This window comes from Micromonospora sp. NPDC002296, from assembly GCF_040296145.1.
Taxonomy (GTDB): Bacteria; Actinomycetota; Actinomycetes; order Mycobacteriales; family Micromonosporaceae; genus Micromonospora.
In genome coordinates, this window is record NZ_JBEOWQ010000001.1 from 216,531 (window position 1) to 230,997 (window position 14,467).

General features: G+C 74.3%; 10 protein-coding genes. 9 read left to right on the top strand and 1 reads right to left on the bottom strand.

Annotation, left to right across the window (positions count from 1 at the left end; all coding sequences use genetic code 11):
* Nucleotides 1-7 precede the first annotated feature (7 nt).
* The 5 genes from ABT023_RS01020 to ABT023_RS01040 all read left to right on the top strand — a co-directional run bounded on the left by ABT023_RS01020 (nt 8) and on the right by ABT023_RS01040 (nt 5,850).
* The gene (locus ABT023_RS01020; RefSeq protein ID WP_350880306.1) at nt 8-2,857 is read left to right on the top strand and encodes a hypothetical protein; all 2,850 of its coding nucleotides are present in this window, start codon (nt 8-10) and stop codon (nt 2,855-2,857) included.
* Nucleotides 2,858-2,916: 59 nt separating this feature from the next.
* Nucleotides 2,917-3,540, top strand: coding sequence for a TetR/AcrR family transcriptional regulator (locus ABT023_RS01025; protein WP_350880308.1), 624 nt, complete (start codon nt 2,917-2,919; stop codon nt 3,538-3,540).
* A gap of 242 nt (nt 3,541-3,782) precedes the next feature.
* Entirely contained in the window at nt 3,783-4,034 is a 252-nt protein-coding gene (locus tag ABT023_RS01030; RefSeq protein WP_350880310.1) for a Scr1 family TA system antitoxin-like transcriptional regulator, read from the top strand.
* The gene (locus ABT023_RS01035) at nt 4,031-4,216 is read left to right on the top strand and encodes a DUF397 domain-containing protein (protein WP_350880312.1); all 186 of its coding nucleotides are present in this window, start codon (nt 4,031-4,033) and stop codon (nt 4,214-4,216) included. The genes ABT023_RS01030 and ABT023_RS01035 overlap by 4 nt, the downstream gene beginning before the upstream one ends.
* A 296-nt stretch (nt 4,217-4,512) precedes the next feature.
* Nucleotides 4,513-5,850 (top strand): acetyl-CoA carboxylase biotin carboxylase subunit, encoded by a 1,338-nt coding sequence (locus tag ABT023_RS01040; RefSeq protein WP_350880314.1) that lies wholly within the window; start codon nt 4,513-4,515, stop codon nt 5,848-5,850.
* A gap of 54 nt (nt 5,851-5,904) precedes the next feature.
* On the opposite strand, the gene ABT023_RS01045 is transcribed toward ABT023_RS01040, so the two are convergent.
* Entirely contained in the window at nt 5,905-6,813 is a 909-nt protein-coding gene (locus ABT023_RS01045; protein ID WP_350880316.1) for a hypothetical protein, read from the bottom strand.
* A gap of 909 nt (nt 6,814-7,722) precedes the next feature.
* Here ABT023_RS01045 and ABT023_RS01050 point away from each other — a divergent pair.
* The 4 genes from ABT023_RS01050 to ABT023_RS01065 all read left to right on the top strand — a co-directional run bounded on the left by ABT023_RS01050 (nt 7,723) and on the right by ABT023_RS01065 (nt 14,464).
* Nucleotides 7,723-8,646, top strand: a complete 924-nt coding sequence (locus ABT023_RS01050) for a hydroxymethylglutaryl-CoA lyase (RefSeq protein WP_502890560.1) — start codon at nt 7,723-7,725, stop codon at nt 8,644-8,646.
* A gap of 185 nt (nt 8,647-8,831) precedes the next feature.
* Nucleotides 8,832-10,364: an acyl-CoA carboxylase subunit beta gene (locus tag ABT023_RS01055; RefSeq protein WP_350880318.1), complete on the top strand. Its 1,533-nt coding sequence runs from the start codon at nt 8,832-8,834 to the stop codon at nt 10,362-10,364.
* Nucleotides 10,365-10,468: 104 nt separating this feature from the next.
* Entirely contained in the window at nt 10,469-11,623 is a 1,155-nt protein-coding gene (locus tag ABT023_RS01060) for an acyl-CoA dehydrogenase family protein (protein ID WP_350880320.1), read from the top strand.
* Between the two features lie 153 nt (nt 11,624-11,776).
* Entirely contained in the window at nt 11,777-14,464 is a 2,688-nt protein-coding gene (locus tag ABT023_RS01065) for an ATP-binding protein (protein WP_350880322.1), read from the top strand.
* Nucleotides 14,465-14,467 lie beyond the last annotated feature (3 nt).

Genomic DNA, 14,467 nt, shown 5'->3' on the forward strand with positions numbered 1-14,467 from the left:
GGCCGCGATGAGCGAGGACGACCTGTGGCGGATGCTGCACGGGACCACCGACATGCCGTACGGGGCGGGGCGGACGGCCGCCCTGGAGCAGCTGCTGCGCCGGGCCGACGCCGGGGACGACCGGCACCTGGCGTTCGCCGTCCGGATGCAGGCCACCACCGGGTACGTCTACGGCGGTGAGCCGGGCAAGTCCTTCGTCACCTTCTCCTGGTGCCTGGCCGAGTTCGACCGCGATCCCCAGCCGTACCACCAGGGCTACGCCCACCAGCTCCTCTGGCACTTCAAATACATGATCAACGCCATGCTGAAGTTCCCCGAGCTGCCGCTGGACCGCACGTACGCGGTGCTCGACGACATGGAACGCCGGTACCGGGACGCCGGGCACAGCCTCCAGGCAGTGCACAAGCACCGCTACCTGGTCGCCGACCACGTGGGCGACGTCGAGGCCGCCGAGCGGTGGTACCGGGAGTGGCTGACCGCCCCGCGCGACGAGCTGTCCGACTGCGCCGGCTGCGACCCCACCACCCAGGTCGCCCATCTCGCCCACGTCGGGCGGCACGACGAGGCGGTGGCGCTGGCCGAGCCGGTCCTCGCCGGCCGGCTGACCTGCACGGAGCAGCCGCAGGCGATCCTCACCGCGCTGCTCGTGCCGTACCTGCGCACGGGGCGGGGCGACGCGGCCCGGGACGCGCACCGGGAGGCGTACCGGCGGCTGCGGGGCAACCTGTCGGACCTGTGGGACATCGGGGACCACGTCGAGTTCTGCACGCTGACCGGCAACGAGGCCCGGGCCGTGGAGATCGTCGAGCGGCACCTGGACTGGCTGGACCGGGCGCCCACCCCGGCCGCCGCGATGCACTTCGCGGCGGCGGCCGCCGCCGCGCTGCGCCGGGCCGCCGGGGCCGGCGACGTCACGCTGCACCGTCGGGCGGCCGGCGACCGGCCGGCGGGTGAGGTGTCCGCCGCCGCGCTGGCCGCCGAGCTGACCGACACGGCGACGGCGCTGGCCGCCCGGTTCGACGCCCGCAACGGCACCTCGCACCAGTCGGAGCGGATCGCCCGGCGGCTGGCCACCGGACCCGCCGGGGAGCACCTGCCGCTCTCGGCCAGCCTGCGCCGCCGCCCGGCAGACCCGACCCGGTCCCCGCAGCAGGCGACGTCCCCGGCCGAGGAGCCGGCCGTCCCGGCCGACGCCACCGCCGACGAGCTGCTCGACCTGGCCGACGAGTGCCTGCGCACCCACCGCCGGTCGGGGCTGGTCGCCGCGCTGGCCGCGTACGACGAGCGGTTCGGCGCCGCCGAGGCGTCGCCCCGGACGGCTGCCCGCCGGCTGGAGCTGCGGGCGGGCGAGCTGACCGAGACCGACGGCCCGGAGGCGGCGCGGGACGCGAGCCGGGCGGCGCTGACCGCGTACCGGGAGCTGGGCGACCAGCTCCGGGCGCAGGTGGTGGCCGGCCGGCTCGGGGTGCTGCTCTGCATGAGCGGGGAGGCCGAGGAAGGGCTGGCGCTGGTCCGGGAGGCCGCCGACTTCCTCGCCACGCACGCCGACGCCCGGGAGCGGGCCGCCGCGCACGACCGGCTCGCGCTGGCGTTGGCGCACCTCGAACGCTGGGCCGAGGCGCTGGCCGCCGCGGACCGGGCCGCCGCCGAGGCGTACGACGATCCGTGGTTGGCCGCCCGCGCGGCGCTGCACCGCGCGCACGTGCTGGAGGAGCTGGATCGGCCCGAGGAGTTCCGGTCGGCGGCCGGGAAGGCCCGCCGGCTGGCCCGGGAGGTGGGCGTCGGCGAGCTGGTCACCGCAGCCGCGCTCGCGTACGCCCGGGCGGTGGACGACACCGCCGAGACGGTGGCGGCCTGCGACGAGGCGCTGCGCACCGCCCCGCCGGGCGCTCGGCTCCCGGTCCGGGTGTTCCGGGCCCGGGCGCTGCTGGCCGCGCAGCGGGCGGCCGAGGCGGTGGAGGACTTCGCCGAGGCGGTGACCCTCTGCGTGGAACAGGGCGCCGAGGGGGACGCCTTCCTGCGCTGGGAGCTGGCGAACGCGTACCGGGTCGCCGGGCGGCCCGCGGAGGCGGCCGAGGTGGCCGAGGAGGCGGTGCTCGGGCTGGACCGGCTCGGGGCCCAGGCCGAGGCGGACCGCTGCCGGCATCTGCTGGTCGGGATCTACGTCGACCTGGGCGAGCTGGAACCGGCGCTGGCCCTGCTGGCCCTGCTGGCCCGCAACCTCGACGGGCCGGACAACCTGCCGCACCGGGCGCAGGTTCTGGAGGAGGCCGGCGGCCTGCTCTACGACGCCGACCGGGACGCGTTGGCCGGGCAGCGGTTCGCCGAGGCCGCGACGGCTTACCGGCTGGCCGGGGCCCCGGTCGACGAGCTGCGCGCCCGTCGCCGGGAGGTGGACGCGCTCTTCTGGGCGGGCGACGGGCCGGCGGCGGTCCGCGCGATCGAGGTCTGCGACGGGCTCGCGACCGCGCTGACCGGTCAGCCGGAGCAACCGCCGGTGGTGACGTACGAGGTGGCGCTGGCCGCCGAGGCTGCGGCCCGGGTGCTGGCCGGCGCCGGCCGAACGGACGAGGCGCTGGACCGGTTGGCCGGGGTCCCGGCCCGGTTGCGGTCGATCGAGGCCTTCGGCGAGGCGGCCCGGGCGGAGCTGCTCACCGGCGAGACGCTGGCGCACGCCGGCCGACCCGGCGAGGCCGAGCCGCTGCTGCGCGAGGTGCTGGGCGGGCTGCCTCCCGGCTCCCGGTCGGCGGCCCGGGCCGCCTGGCTGCTGGCCGGGGTGCTCGACGAGCTGGGCCGCCCGGACGAGGCGGCGGCGGTCCGCGCAAAGCACGGGCTGACCGACGACGAGGAGGACTGACCGGCGACCGACGGGTAACCGAGCCCCACCCCGTCCGGGGGCGGGTCTAGGCTTGCCCGGTGAGCGTGGAGCAGCGGGCACGGGGGACGGCGGGCGGCGTGACGGGTACGGGTCGGCGACGGTCCCGGCGGGACGAGATCCTGGAGATCGCGGTCGGGCTCTTCGCCGCGCGGGGCTATCACGGCGTTTCGATGGACGACATCGGCGCCGCCGCCGGCGTCACCGGCCCCGCCCTCTACCACCACTTCGCCGGCAAGGAGGCGATGCTGGTCGCCGCGCTGGTCCCGGTCAGCGAAGGGCTGCTCGACGGCGGGCGGGAGCGGGCCGCCGGCCACCCGGACGACCCGGGCGGCACGCTGGAGTCGCTGATCGACTTCCACGTCGAGTTCGCGCTCGCCAATCCGGCCGTGATCGCGCTTCACCTGCACGAGCTGGACCGGCTGCCGGACGAGCCGCGTCGCCGCATCCGCCGGCTCCAGCGGCTGTACGTCGAGGAGTGGGTGACCGTGCTGACCGCACTGCACCCGGGGCAGCCCGCCGGCGAGGCGCGGGTGCTGGCGCACGCGGCGTTCGGCCTGATGAACTCGACACCGTTCCTCGGCGGTGAGGTGGACCGGCGGCGCCGCGCCGCCCTGCTGCGCGCCGCCACCCTGGCCGCCCTGCTGACCGAGACGGCTGCCTGAGCCCCCACCCGGGGGAGCTGCCTCGGCGGACGCGTCAGCCTGAACATTGCGTCATCCGGCGCAGCCCCAACGCAGATATCCGCCCCGGTAACCACCCTTCCACGGGGGAAGGAAACAGGCCCAGGGTGGGCGCTCAGCGGCGCTCGGTACGGCGTGGCCGGCGCGCCGGGGACAGCCAGCCGAGGAACCGGGTGTGCATCGCGGCGGGGTCGGGGCGGCCGCCGAGTCGGTAGGTGTCGTCCGTGGCGTTGCAGGTCCACGTGGTACCGGCAGGCACCCCCATGTACCCCGGCATGGGCGGGCCTTTCACCCTGGCCGAGATGCCCGACGGGGCACGGGTGGTGCACATAGACGGGCAGATCAATGCACAGATCATCACCGATCAGGTCGATATTGCTACCGTGGAGCGGCGATGGGCGCGCATTGTAGGTGAAGCGCTACCTCGGGTGGCCTCCCTGGACCTCATCAAGAAGGCGGCAGCATCATGGACATGACCGGTGCCCAGTGGCGTAAGAGCACGAAGAGCGGAAACAACGGCGGTAACTGCGTCGAGGTCGCCGACAATCTGCCCGGCGTCGTCCTCGTCCGTGACACGAAGGACCGCGACGGCGGAACGCTCTCCTTTCCGCCGGCCGTGTGGCGCGGCTTCGTCGATCTGGCGAAGCGCGTCGGCTGACCCCGCTCAACCCGCAGGCCCTTCAACCCATACGCCCTTCAACCCGCAGGCCCTCGGCATACGCCGGGGGTCTGGTTCGTTGCCGAAGCGGGACGACACGGGTGCGATGCCGAGCCGAGGCGGAGCGACTTCGACACCGGCCCTGGCGCCAACGGCGGCGAGGACCTGGGGCGGGACGTCGGGCGCGTCGTCAGCGTCCTCCCTGAAACCCTCCCGGCTACGGGCTCGACTCGTGGGCGACGGGTCACTCGTGGTTTCCTTGCCTCCGTCCCATCTTTTGGACGCTGGAGGAGAACATGATCGAGTCGCTGCTGGTCGCCAACCGGGGCGAGATCGCCCGCCGGGTCATCCGTACCGCGAGGCGGCTCGGGATCCGCGCGATCGCGGTGCACTCCGAGGCCGACGCCGACCTGCCGTTCGTCACCGAGGCCGATGAGGCGGTCTGTGTCGGCCCGGCCAACCCGGCCCAGAGCTACCGCAACGTCGAGGCGATCCTCGCCGCCGCCAAGTCGACCGGCGCGCAGGCGATCCACCCCGGCTACGGCTTCCTGTCGGAGAACGCCGAGTTCGCCCGTACCGTCGAGGCCGGCGGGCTGGTCTGGGTCGGGCCCGGCGCGGACGCGATCACCGCGATGGGCGACAAGATCAACGCCCGGAACCTGATGGCCGCGGCCGGGGTCCCGGTCGCGCCGGGCACCACCGACCCGGCGGCCGACGTGGACGCGGCGGTCGCCGCCGCCACCGGGATCGGCTACCCGGTGATGGTCAAGGCGGCGGCCGGCGGCGGCGGCATGGGCATGGGCGTGGCCACCGACGAGGCCGGGCTGCGCACCGAGTACGACAAGGTGCGCGCGTTCGCCGAGCGGATGTTCGGCGACGGCTCGGTGCTGATCGAGCGGTACTTCCCCCGGGTACGCCACGTCGAGGTGCAGATCCTCGGCCTGGCCGACGGCCGGGTGGTGGCGCTCGGCGAGCGGGAGTGCTCGGTGCAGCGGCGTAACCAGAAGCTGGTCGAGGAGTCCCCGTCCCCGGCGGTCTCGCCGGAGCTGCGCGAGCGCATCCTCGCCGCCGCGGTGCGCGCGGGCGAGGCGGTCGGCTACCGCAACGCGGGCACCGTCGAGTGTCTGCTCGACCCCGCGACGGGGGAGTTCTTCTTCCTGGAGATGAACACGCGGCTCCAGGTCGAGCACCCGGTCACCGAGTACGTCTACGGCGTCGACCTGGTCGAGGAGCAGCTCCGGGTGGCCTCCGGCCTCGCCCCGACGTTCGACCCGGACGCGCTCGTCCCGCGCGGGCACGCCATCGAGCTGCGGATCAACGCCGAGGACCCGAAGCGGTTCCTCCCCGGCCCGGGCGTGATCAGGACCTGGAACGAGCCGGCGGGCGAGGGGGTGCGGGTCGACTCCGGTTACGTCGCCGGCAACACGGTGACCCCGTTCTACGACAGCCTGATGGCCAAGCTGATCGTCAGCGGCAGCGACCGGGCGGAGGCCGTCGAGCGGGCCCGGGCGGCAGTGGCGGCCTTCGAAATCGCCGGCCCCAAATGCAACCTCCCGTTCCACGCCGAGCTCCTGGAGAACGAGGAGTTCCTCTCCGGCGACTACGACACCGGCATCGTCGGCCGGATGCGCTGACCGTTCCGGCCCGCCGGTCCGCTGCCCTCGAACGCAAGCCCGAGCGCCGCCCGATCAACCCCGACGGACACCGCCGGGGGCGTGCGGGAGCGGGCCGACCTGGTACGCGGCGGGGAGCGGGCCGGTGGGGCGGGGCGTGGCCCACACCTGATCGAGCATGGGCGACCGGTGTCGACCGGCCGGGGCGTCGTTGGTCGGGGCCGGGGTGGCGGGGGGGTTCCCGGCCGCGGGCGGGGCGGAGAACCGGCCGGGGTTCCAGCCTCCTCGGGGCGCCCCGAGGGGCGGCACGGATGCCCGTTGCCGCGGCACGTCCTCCGGTCGGGCCTGGCCACCGAGCGGGCGGTGCCGGGAGCCGTCCCGGACCGGCCGCCGGGCCGGTGTGCTGAGGGCGTGTCGTAGCAGCTCGTTCTCGGCCTGGCTGGCGGCCAGCCGCTGCCGCAGCGAGGCGTTCTCGCGGAGCAGGTGGGCGATTGTGGTGCGGGTGCGCTCGTCGGGCCGGTCGGCGTCCGCCTCCGGGTCGAGGGCGTCGGGGTGCGCCGGGTCGGCCGTCCGGTGACCCGACGGCGGGCGCTCACCCCGGGCCGCCTCGTAGAGCCGCTCGAAGTGGCCGAGCGTGTCCTCCCGCTCGGCCTCCGCGACGATGCACTCGACGACCAGGACGACGGTCTGCCACGGGGGCCCTTTCGTCTCGGCCGTGAAGTGCCGCGAGAGTCGCTTGCGCCAGGCGTCCCGGTCGCGGGCGGGCTTGTTCCGGCAGATCCGCTCGGCCAGCCTGCTCCAGGTGTCGACCGCCCCGATCCCCGGGCAGCCCTCGACGAGGTCGCGCACCGCCAGCCCGTACGCGGACACCGCCGTGGATCCGTACCGGGACTCGTACTCATCAGCCAGTCGCTCACGCGAGACGAGCCAGTGCCGCCGATGCCATTCCCGGGGCGAGGGTGACGTGCTGGTGTCGGAGGTCATGGCCGGACCTTTCTCAGAGCTGCCTGACTCGGGAACCGTATTTGTACCCCTTCCGGTCGAACGACGGATACCTCGATCTGTGCCCATGGTCATTTTCTGGCCGGGTGGTTGTCCGGGTAGGACGGTCTGATTCCGGTCGGGAAGGCCCGCTCGGACCTCCTACGACACAACCCTTGCGGCGGGCCCGCGACCCAGCCTCCACTTTGGCCGCCCGGCCGGGTTGCCGCCCGGCCAGAACGCCGCGCGGTCATCCGTGACCGGTCGTTGTTCCCGTCGTGCGACCGGCTGCCGTCGAACTGCCTGGCGGCGCTTATCGGACGCGCATTTTTGCCGATGGAAATCCCATCGGTGCATCTTGCGTAACCGGGATGGAGAAATGGGAAGAGGAAGAGCGAACAATGGCGTGCCTCCACGCCTCGACCGTCGTCGCCTGGCCCGGTGCCTGCGGTCGGTGTCCCTGTTCACGGAGGGGGCGATGGCAATGGCGCTGGCTCTGGGCGGGGAGGAGGCCGTCGCCTGCGCCGGAGCCCTCTCGGCCACGCTCCGCAGCGCCGCCGAACTCCTAGAAGGGCCCGCGCGGCGCTGACCGGCCGCAGGCGTGGGTGAGGGCGTGAGCCGGCGCGGGCTCCCGCGCCGGCTCGCCGCGCCTCGCCTTCGGCCTGTGTCGCTCGTCGGCTCGGGTCCCCGCCCCCGGCTCTGGCCTGTGCCCCGGCTCTGGCCTGTGCCCCCGGCTTCGCCCGTACGTTGCCGGTCGGCGAATGCCGCCGGGCCCGGCCTGGCGTCCGGTGCCGGCCTTCTGGTTCCCTGGGGGGAACCACCGGTCGGCCGGGCGTCGGCCGTCGGCCGCCTTCACGAGAGACGGCGCGGCGCGACGGCACCCCGGCGACCCGATGTCACAGCGAGGTGACCATGAGCCAGATGCCAGCGGCGGTGTCGATCCGCGAGGTCGGGCCGCGCGACGGGCTCCAGAACGAGGAGCCGGTCCCGACCGAGGCCAAGGTGCGGCTGGTCGACGCGCTCTCCCACACCGGGGTACGCCGGATCGAGGCGGTGTCGTTCGTGCACCCGAAGGCCATTCCGCAGATGGCCGACGCCGACGAGGTGTGGCAGCGGGTCGCGAAGGACCCCGGGGTGCGCTACTCGGCGCTGGTGCCGAACACCCGGGGCGCGCAGCGCGCCCTGGCGGCCGGGTTCACCGAGATCGAGGTGGTGGTCTCGGCCAGCGACACGCACAACCGGCGCAACGTCAACCGGTCCACCGACGAGTCGCTCGACGACATCGCGGAGCTGATCGACCTGCTGCACGGCGCCGGGGCGACCGCCGAGGTGATCGTGGCGACCAGCTTCGGCTGCCCCTACGAGGGCGACGTGGACCCCCGGCGGGTCGCGGGAATCGTCGACCGGGTGGTCCGCGACGGCGCGGACCGGGTCGCGTTCGGCGACACCACGGGCATGGGTACGCCCCGGCGGGTCCGCGAGTTGGTGACCGCCGTACGCGATCGCAACGCGCACGTTCCCGTGCTCCTGCACTTCCACAACACCCGGGGCACCGCGTTGGCGAACCTGCTGACCGCCCTGGAACTCGGGATCACCGAGTTCGACGCCAGCGTCGGGGGCCTCGGCGGCTGCCCGTACGCCCCGGGGGCCAGCGGCAACCTGGCCACGGAGGAGGCGGTGCACATGCTGCACGACATGGGCATCGACACGGGAATCGACCTGGACGCCCTGATCGAGGCAGCCGAACTGGCGGAGCGCCTGCTCGGCAAGAGGCTCCCCTCCGGCGTCCTCCGCGCCGGCCCCCGCACCCGCCTGACCCCCACCCCACCTGGCTAGGGCCTGTGTCGAGGTCATCGCGTCGTGCGGCCGGCCCCGTTCTGACGCAAACCTCTTGATCAACGCCCTTGATGGAGGGTGGGTGGGGTGTCGGGGGGTGGGGGGATGGGTTAGCCTAACGATCGTTTAGGTTGTTTTGCCGCGCTTTCTATGGGGCGTGGTGGTCAGGCGGCGAGGGAGTCGGCGTGACGCTCGACGGTGAGGCACTGGAGCAGCTGCGCAAGCGCGCCCAGGCCGGCGGTGCGGACAAGTACCATGCGGCGAACGCCGCGAAGGGCAAGCTCTTCGCCCGCGAGCGGGTGGCGCTCCTGGTCGACGAGGGCTCCTTCGTCGAGGACGGCCTCTACGCCAACGCGCTGGCCGAGGGCCTGCCCGCCGACGGCGTGGTCACCGGCACCGCCACCATCGACGGCCGGCAGGTCTGCCTGATGGCCAACGACTCCACGGTCAAGGCCGGAAGCTGGGGCGCGCGTACCGTCGAAAAGATCATCCGAATCATCGAGCGGGCGTACTCGGCCGGGGTGCCGATGGTCTACCTGGTCGACTCGGCCGGCGCCCGGATCACCGACCAGGTCGACCTGTTCCCCGGCCGGCGCGGCGCCGGGAAGATCTTCTGGAACCAGGTCCGCGCGTCCGGCTCGATTCCGCAGGTGTGTGCCCTGTTCGGGCCGAGCGCGGCCGGCGGGGCGTACATCCCGGCGTTCTGCGACGTGGTGGCGATGGTGGAGGGCAACGCCAGCATGTACCTCGGCTCCGACCGGATGGTCGAGATGGTCACCGGGGAGAAGACCACCCTGGAGGCGATGGGCGGGGCCAAGGTGCACTGCGCCGAGTCGGGCGTCGGGCACTTCCTCTGCAAGACGGAGGCGGACGCGCTCGACGTGGTCCGCCGCTACCTGTCGTACCTGCCGGCGAACTGGACCCAGCAGCCGCCGGCCGTCGAGGCGCTGCCCGCTCCGGAGAAGGCCGACCTGGCCGCGCTCGTCCCGGCCAGCGAGCGGCAGGCGTTCGACATGCGCCGGTACGTCAAGGGCCTGCTCGACGACGGTTCCTTCTTCGAGATCCAGGCGTTGTGGGCCAGGGAGCTGACCATCGGCTTCGGCCGGCTGGACGGCGAGGTCGTCGGCGTGGTCGCCAACAACTCGATGTTCAAGGGCGGGGTGCTCTTCGTCGACTCGGCCGACAAGGCGACCCGGTTCGTGCAGCTCTGCGACGCGTTCAACGTGCCGCTGCTGTTCCTGTCCGACGTGCCCGGGTTCATGGTCGGCAGCGCGGTGGAGAAGCAGGGCATCATCCGGCACGGGGCGAAGATGATCACCGCGATCTCCGAGGCGACCGTACCCAAGATCTGCGTGGTGGTGCGCAAGGCGTACGGCGCGGGCCTGTACGCGATGGCCGGCCCCGGCTTCGAGCCGGACGCCACGATCGCGCTGCCCACCGCGAAGATCGCGGTGATGGGCGCCGAGGCCGCGGTCAACGCCGTCTACGCCAACAAGATCGCCGCCATCGCCGACGAGGCCGAGCGGGCCGCCTTCGTCGCCGCGAAACGCGAGGAGTACGAGCGGGACATCGACATCGTCCGGCTCGCCAGCGAGCTGGTGGTCGACGCGATCGTCGAGCCGCACGAGCTGCGCGCCGAGCTGGTCCGCCGGTTCACCGCAGCCCGCACCAAGGACCGGCACTTCTCCCGCCGCCGGCACGGCGTCACCCCGGTCTGACCGCCCCCCACCCCAGGGGCACCGGCACCGCCACCGAGACCAAGGATCGTCCCACCCGTCAGCGTCACGAGCGCCCGGCGGAGGAACCCGTACAGGAGGAACCGATGGACTTCCGGCTCACCGACGAGCAAGAGGCGCTGCGGGAGAGCGTGCGGGACTTCGCCCGCGAGGCAGTCGCCCCGGTCATCGCCGAGCACTACGAGAAGCACACCTTCCCGTACGAGGTGATCCGGCAGATGGGCAAGATGGGCCTGTTCGGCCTGCCCTTCCCGGAGGAGCACGGCGGGATGGGCGGCGACTACTTCGCGCTCTGCCTCGCCCTGGAGGAACTGGCCCGGGTCGACTCCAGCGTGGCGATCACCCTGGAGGCGGCGGTCTCCCTCGGCGTGATGCCGATCTTCCGTTTCGGCACCGCCGAGCAGAAGGCGCGGTGGCTGCCGAAGCTGGTCAGCGGCGAGGCGCTCGCGGGCTTCGGCCTCACCGAGCCCGGCACCGGCTCCGACGCCGGTGGCACCCAGACCCGGGCCGTCCTGGACGAGTCCACCGACGAGTGGGTGATCAACGGCTCGAAGGCGTTCATCACCAACTCGGGCACCGACATCACCGCCCTGGTGACGGTCACCGCCGTCACCGGCACCCGGCCGGACGGCGCCAAGGAGCTGTCCACGATCATCGTCCCGTCCGGCACCCCTGGCTTCACGGTCGCTCCGGGCTACTCCAAGGTCGGCTGGAACGCCTCGGACACCCACGAGCTGACCTTCGACGACTGCCGGGTCCCGGCGGCCAACCTGCTCGGCGAGCGCGGCCGGGGCTTCGCCCAGTTCCTGCGCATCCTCGACGAGGGTCGGATCGCGATCGCAGCCCTCGCCGTCGGCCTCGCCCAGGGCTGCGTCGACGAGTCGCTGAAGTACGCGAAGGAGCGCCAGGCGTTCGGCCAGCCGATCGGCAACTACCAGGCCATCCAGTTCAAGATCGCCGACATGGAGTTGAAGGCGCACACCGCCCGCCTCGCGTACTACGACGCCGCCGCCCGGATGCTGGCCGGCGAGCCGTTCAAGCGGCAGGCGGCGATCGCCAAGCTGCACGCCAGCACGATCGCCGTGGACAACGCCCGCGAGGCCACCCAGATCCACGGCGGCTACGGCTTCATGAACGAGTACCCGGTGGCCCGGTTCTGGCGCGACTCGAAGATCCTGGAGATCGGCGAGGGCACCAGCGAGGTCCAGCGCATGATCATCGCCCGCGACCTCGGACTGTGAGCGGAAGGGCCCCTCGCTGACGCCCGCGGCACGGGCGGGAACACCACGGATCGCGACCGCTGCGGCGCGGCTGTCGGATATCCGTGTGCCGGGGCGTCGGCAGGGCGACGGTTACCTGCCAGCCGTCACACCGGATCCGTACCCTTCCTGCCCATGGTGCCCGATCATGATCGTCCGCCGGGCGTGGACGGTCGTACCGGCCTGTCGGACCTGTTGCGCGCGTACCGGCGTGGGGCCGGCCTCACCCAGGCCGAGCTGGCGCACCGGGCGGGCATCGGCGTGCGCACGGTCCGCGACCTGGAGCGTGGTCGGTCCGCACGACCGCAGCGGACCACCGTCGAGCTGCTCACCGGCGCGCTCGACCTGTCCGGCCCGGCGCTCGCGGAGTTCATCGCCGCAGCCCGCTCCACCCCCGCCGCGCCCGATGGTCCCGCCCCCGGGCCGCCCCGGCGCCCGCCCCCGAGCGTCGGCGCGGGGCCGTCGTCGGCCGCCCAGTCCGCCGGTACGCCGATCGCGCTCCCGCCCCCGGTCGAGCTGATCGGTCGGGAACGGGACGTGGCCGAGCTGGTCGATCTGCTGACGGCCGGCCACGGTCCGTCGGTGGTCAGCCTCGTCGGACTGGCCGGGGTGGGAAAGACGGCGCTGGCCCTGGCGGTGGCCCACGCCGTCGCCGGCCGGGCGCCGGGGGGCGCGGCCGGGGTGCTCGTCGGGGAGGGCTCGGACGCCGCCGACGTGCTCTCGGCGGTGGCGGCCGTGTTCGGCGGCGCCCGCCCCCCGGACCTCGCCGTCCGGGTCGCGGGCCGCCCGGCGCTGCTGCTGATCGACGCGGTGGAACGCGCGCCCGACGGGGTGGCCGAGGCGCTGCACCGGCTCGCCCGGGCGGTGCCCACGCTGCGGATCCTGGTGACCGGCCGGCACCCCGTCGGCGTGCCCGGGGAACGGGTCTGGCCGGTGCCGCCGCTGGACGTGCCCCCGCCCGAGCTCGACCCGGCGGAGCCCGATGTCCTCGCCGGCTACCCGGCGGTGGCGCTGTTCACCGCGCGCCTGGCCCGGGTGCGGCGGGAGCCGCCGGACCCGGCCGAGCTGCCGGCCCTCGCCGCGCTCGCCCGCAGGCTGGGCGGGCTGCCGCTGGCCATCGAGCTGATGGCCGCCCGGGGGCGCATCCTCGACCTCAACGAGCTGCTCGACCGGTACGGCGACCGCGTCCTCGACCTCACCACCTCGCCGGTGTCCGCCCCTGGGCCGGGATGGGCGGCGGCCGAGCCCGGCGGGGCGTTGGGCGGGGCACCGGTCACCCTGCGGGACGCGGTGGCGGCCAGTTACCGCCTGCTCGCGCCGGACGAGCGGGCGGCGCTGCGTCGGCTCTCCGCGTTCAGCAACCGGTGGTCGGTGGAGCTGGCCGAGGAGATGCTCGCCGACGACGCCGATCCGGAGGGCACCGTGTCGGTCGACCCGGTGCCGCTGTTGGACAGGCTGCTCCAGCTCGGCCTGCTCAGCGTGCGCGGTGCCGGGCCGTTCCGGTTCCGGCTGCTCGACGCGGTGCGGGAGTTCGCCGCCGAGCAGGCCATCGGCGTCGGCGAGCTGAGCGCGGTCCGGCGGCGGCACGCCGACGTCTACGCACGACTGGTGGCCCGCATCGTCGCCGAGCTGGCGGGTTCCCAGCTGACCTCGGCGGTGCGCCGGCTCGACGAGGCGGCCGGTGACATCACCGCCGCGCTGGCACACGCGGCGGTCGACGACCCGGTCACCGCGCTGCGGCTGGCCGCCGGGCTGGCCCGCTGGTGGCGGTTCCGGGGGCGCAACGTCCTCGGGCGGCAGTGGCTGCGCCGGCTGCTGGCCGACCCGCGTACCGCGGGCGCCGACCCGATGCTGCGCGCCTGGGCGGCGCTCGGGGTGGCCCGGCTGGCCGCCGAGCACGGGGCGGCGGAGCAGGAACTGCCGGCGGCGCGGGGTGCCTGGGCGGTGTTCCACCGGGTCGGCGACGTGGCCGGCGAACTTGAGGCGCGTACGGTGCTCGGCGCGCTGCTGGTCGCCACAGACGCGCACGACGAGGCGCGGGAGCAGGCGCTCGCGGTCCTGGACCTGGCCACCCGGCACAACCGGGCACGCGACATGGCCGTGGCGCAGAACAACCTGGCCTGGCACGAGACCCGGCTGGGCAACCTGGCCGGGGCCCGCCGCCGCCTGGCCGCGGTGGACCGGCTGGCCGCCCAGTGCGGCGAGCGGCGACTGCGGGTGCTGGCCCGGGCGAACCTGGCGGAGGTGTCCCGGTTGGAGGGCCGGTACGCCGATGCCGTGGCGCAGGGCCGACGGGTGCTCGCCGGGGTGGCGGAGCTCGGCGATCCGGGGCACCGCAGGCGGGCCCTCGGCACCGTCGGACTGGCGCTGGCCCAGGACGGGCACCCGGATGAGGCGGCCGAGGTGCTGTCCGGCCTCCGCTCGTGCGCGGCCGGCGACGCGGCGCTCGGTGCGGGTCCGGGCGGTGGCCGGTCGGTGCTCGGGTGGGACGCCCGTGGCCGGGTCGGGGAGGCCCGGTTCGAGGGCGCGGCCTGCGCGCTGATCGAGGCGAACATCGCCCTGCACCGGGGGGACCGGGACCTGGCGGCGGAGTGGTTCGCCGCCGCGGTCGAGGCGGGCGCCGCCGGGCGGTACCGCCGGGACGTGGTGGAGGCCCTGGTCGGGCTGGCGGCGAGCACCGGCGACGCGGGTGTGTTCGACCGGCTGGACCGGCTCTGCCGGGAGAGCGGCATCAGTCTGCTGCCCCGGGAGGCCGCCCTGCTCGCGCCCCTGCGATCGGCCGCCGGCCATGATCTCGGACGCTGCGGCGCGGCGGAGGGGTGACGC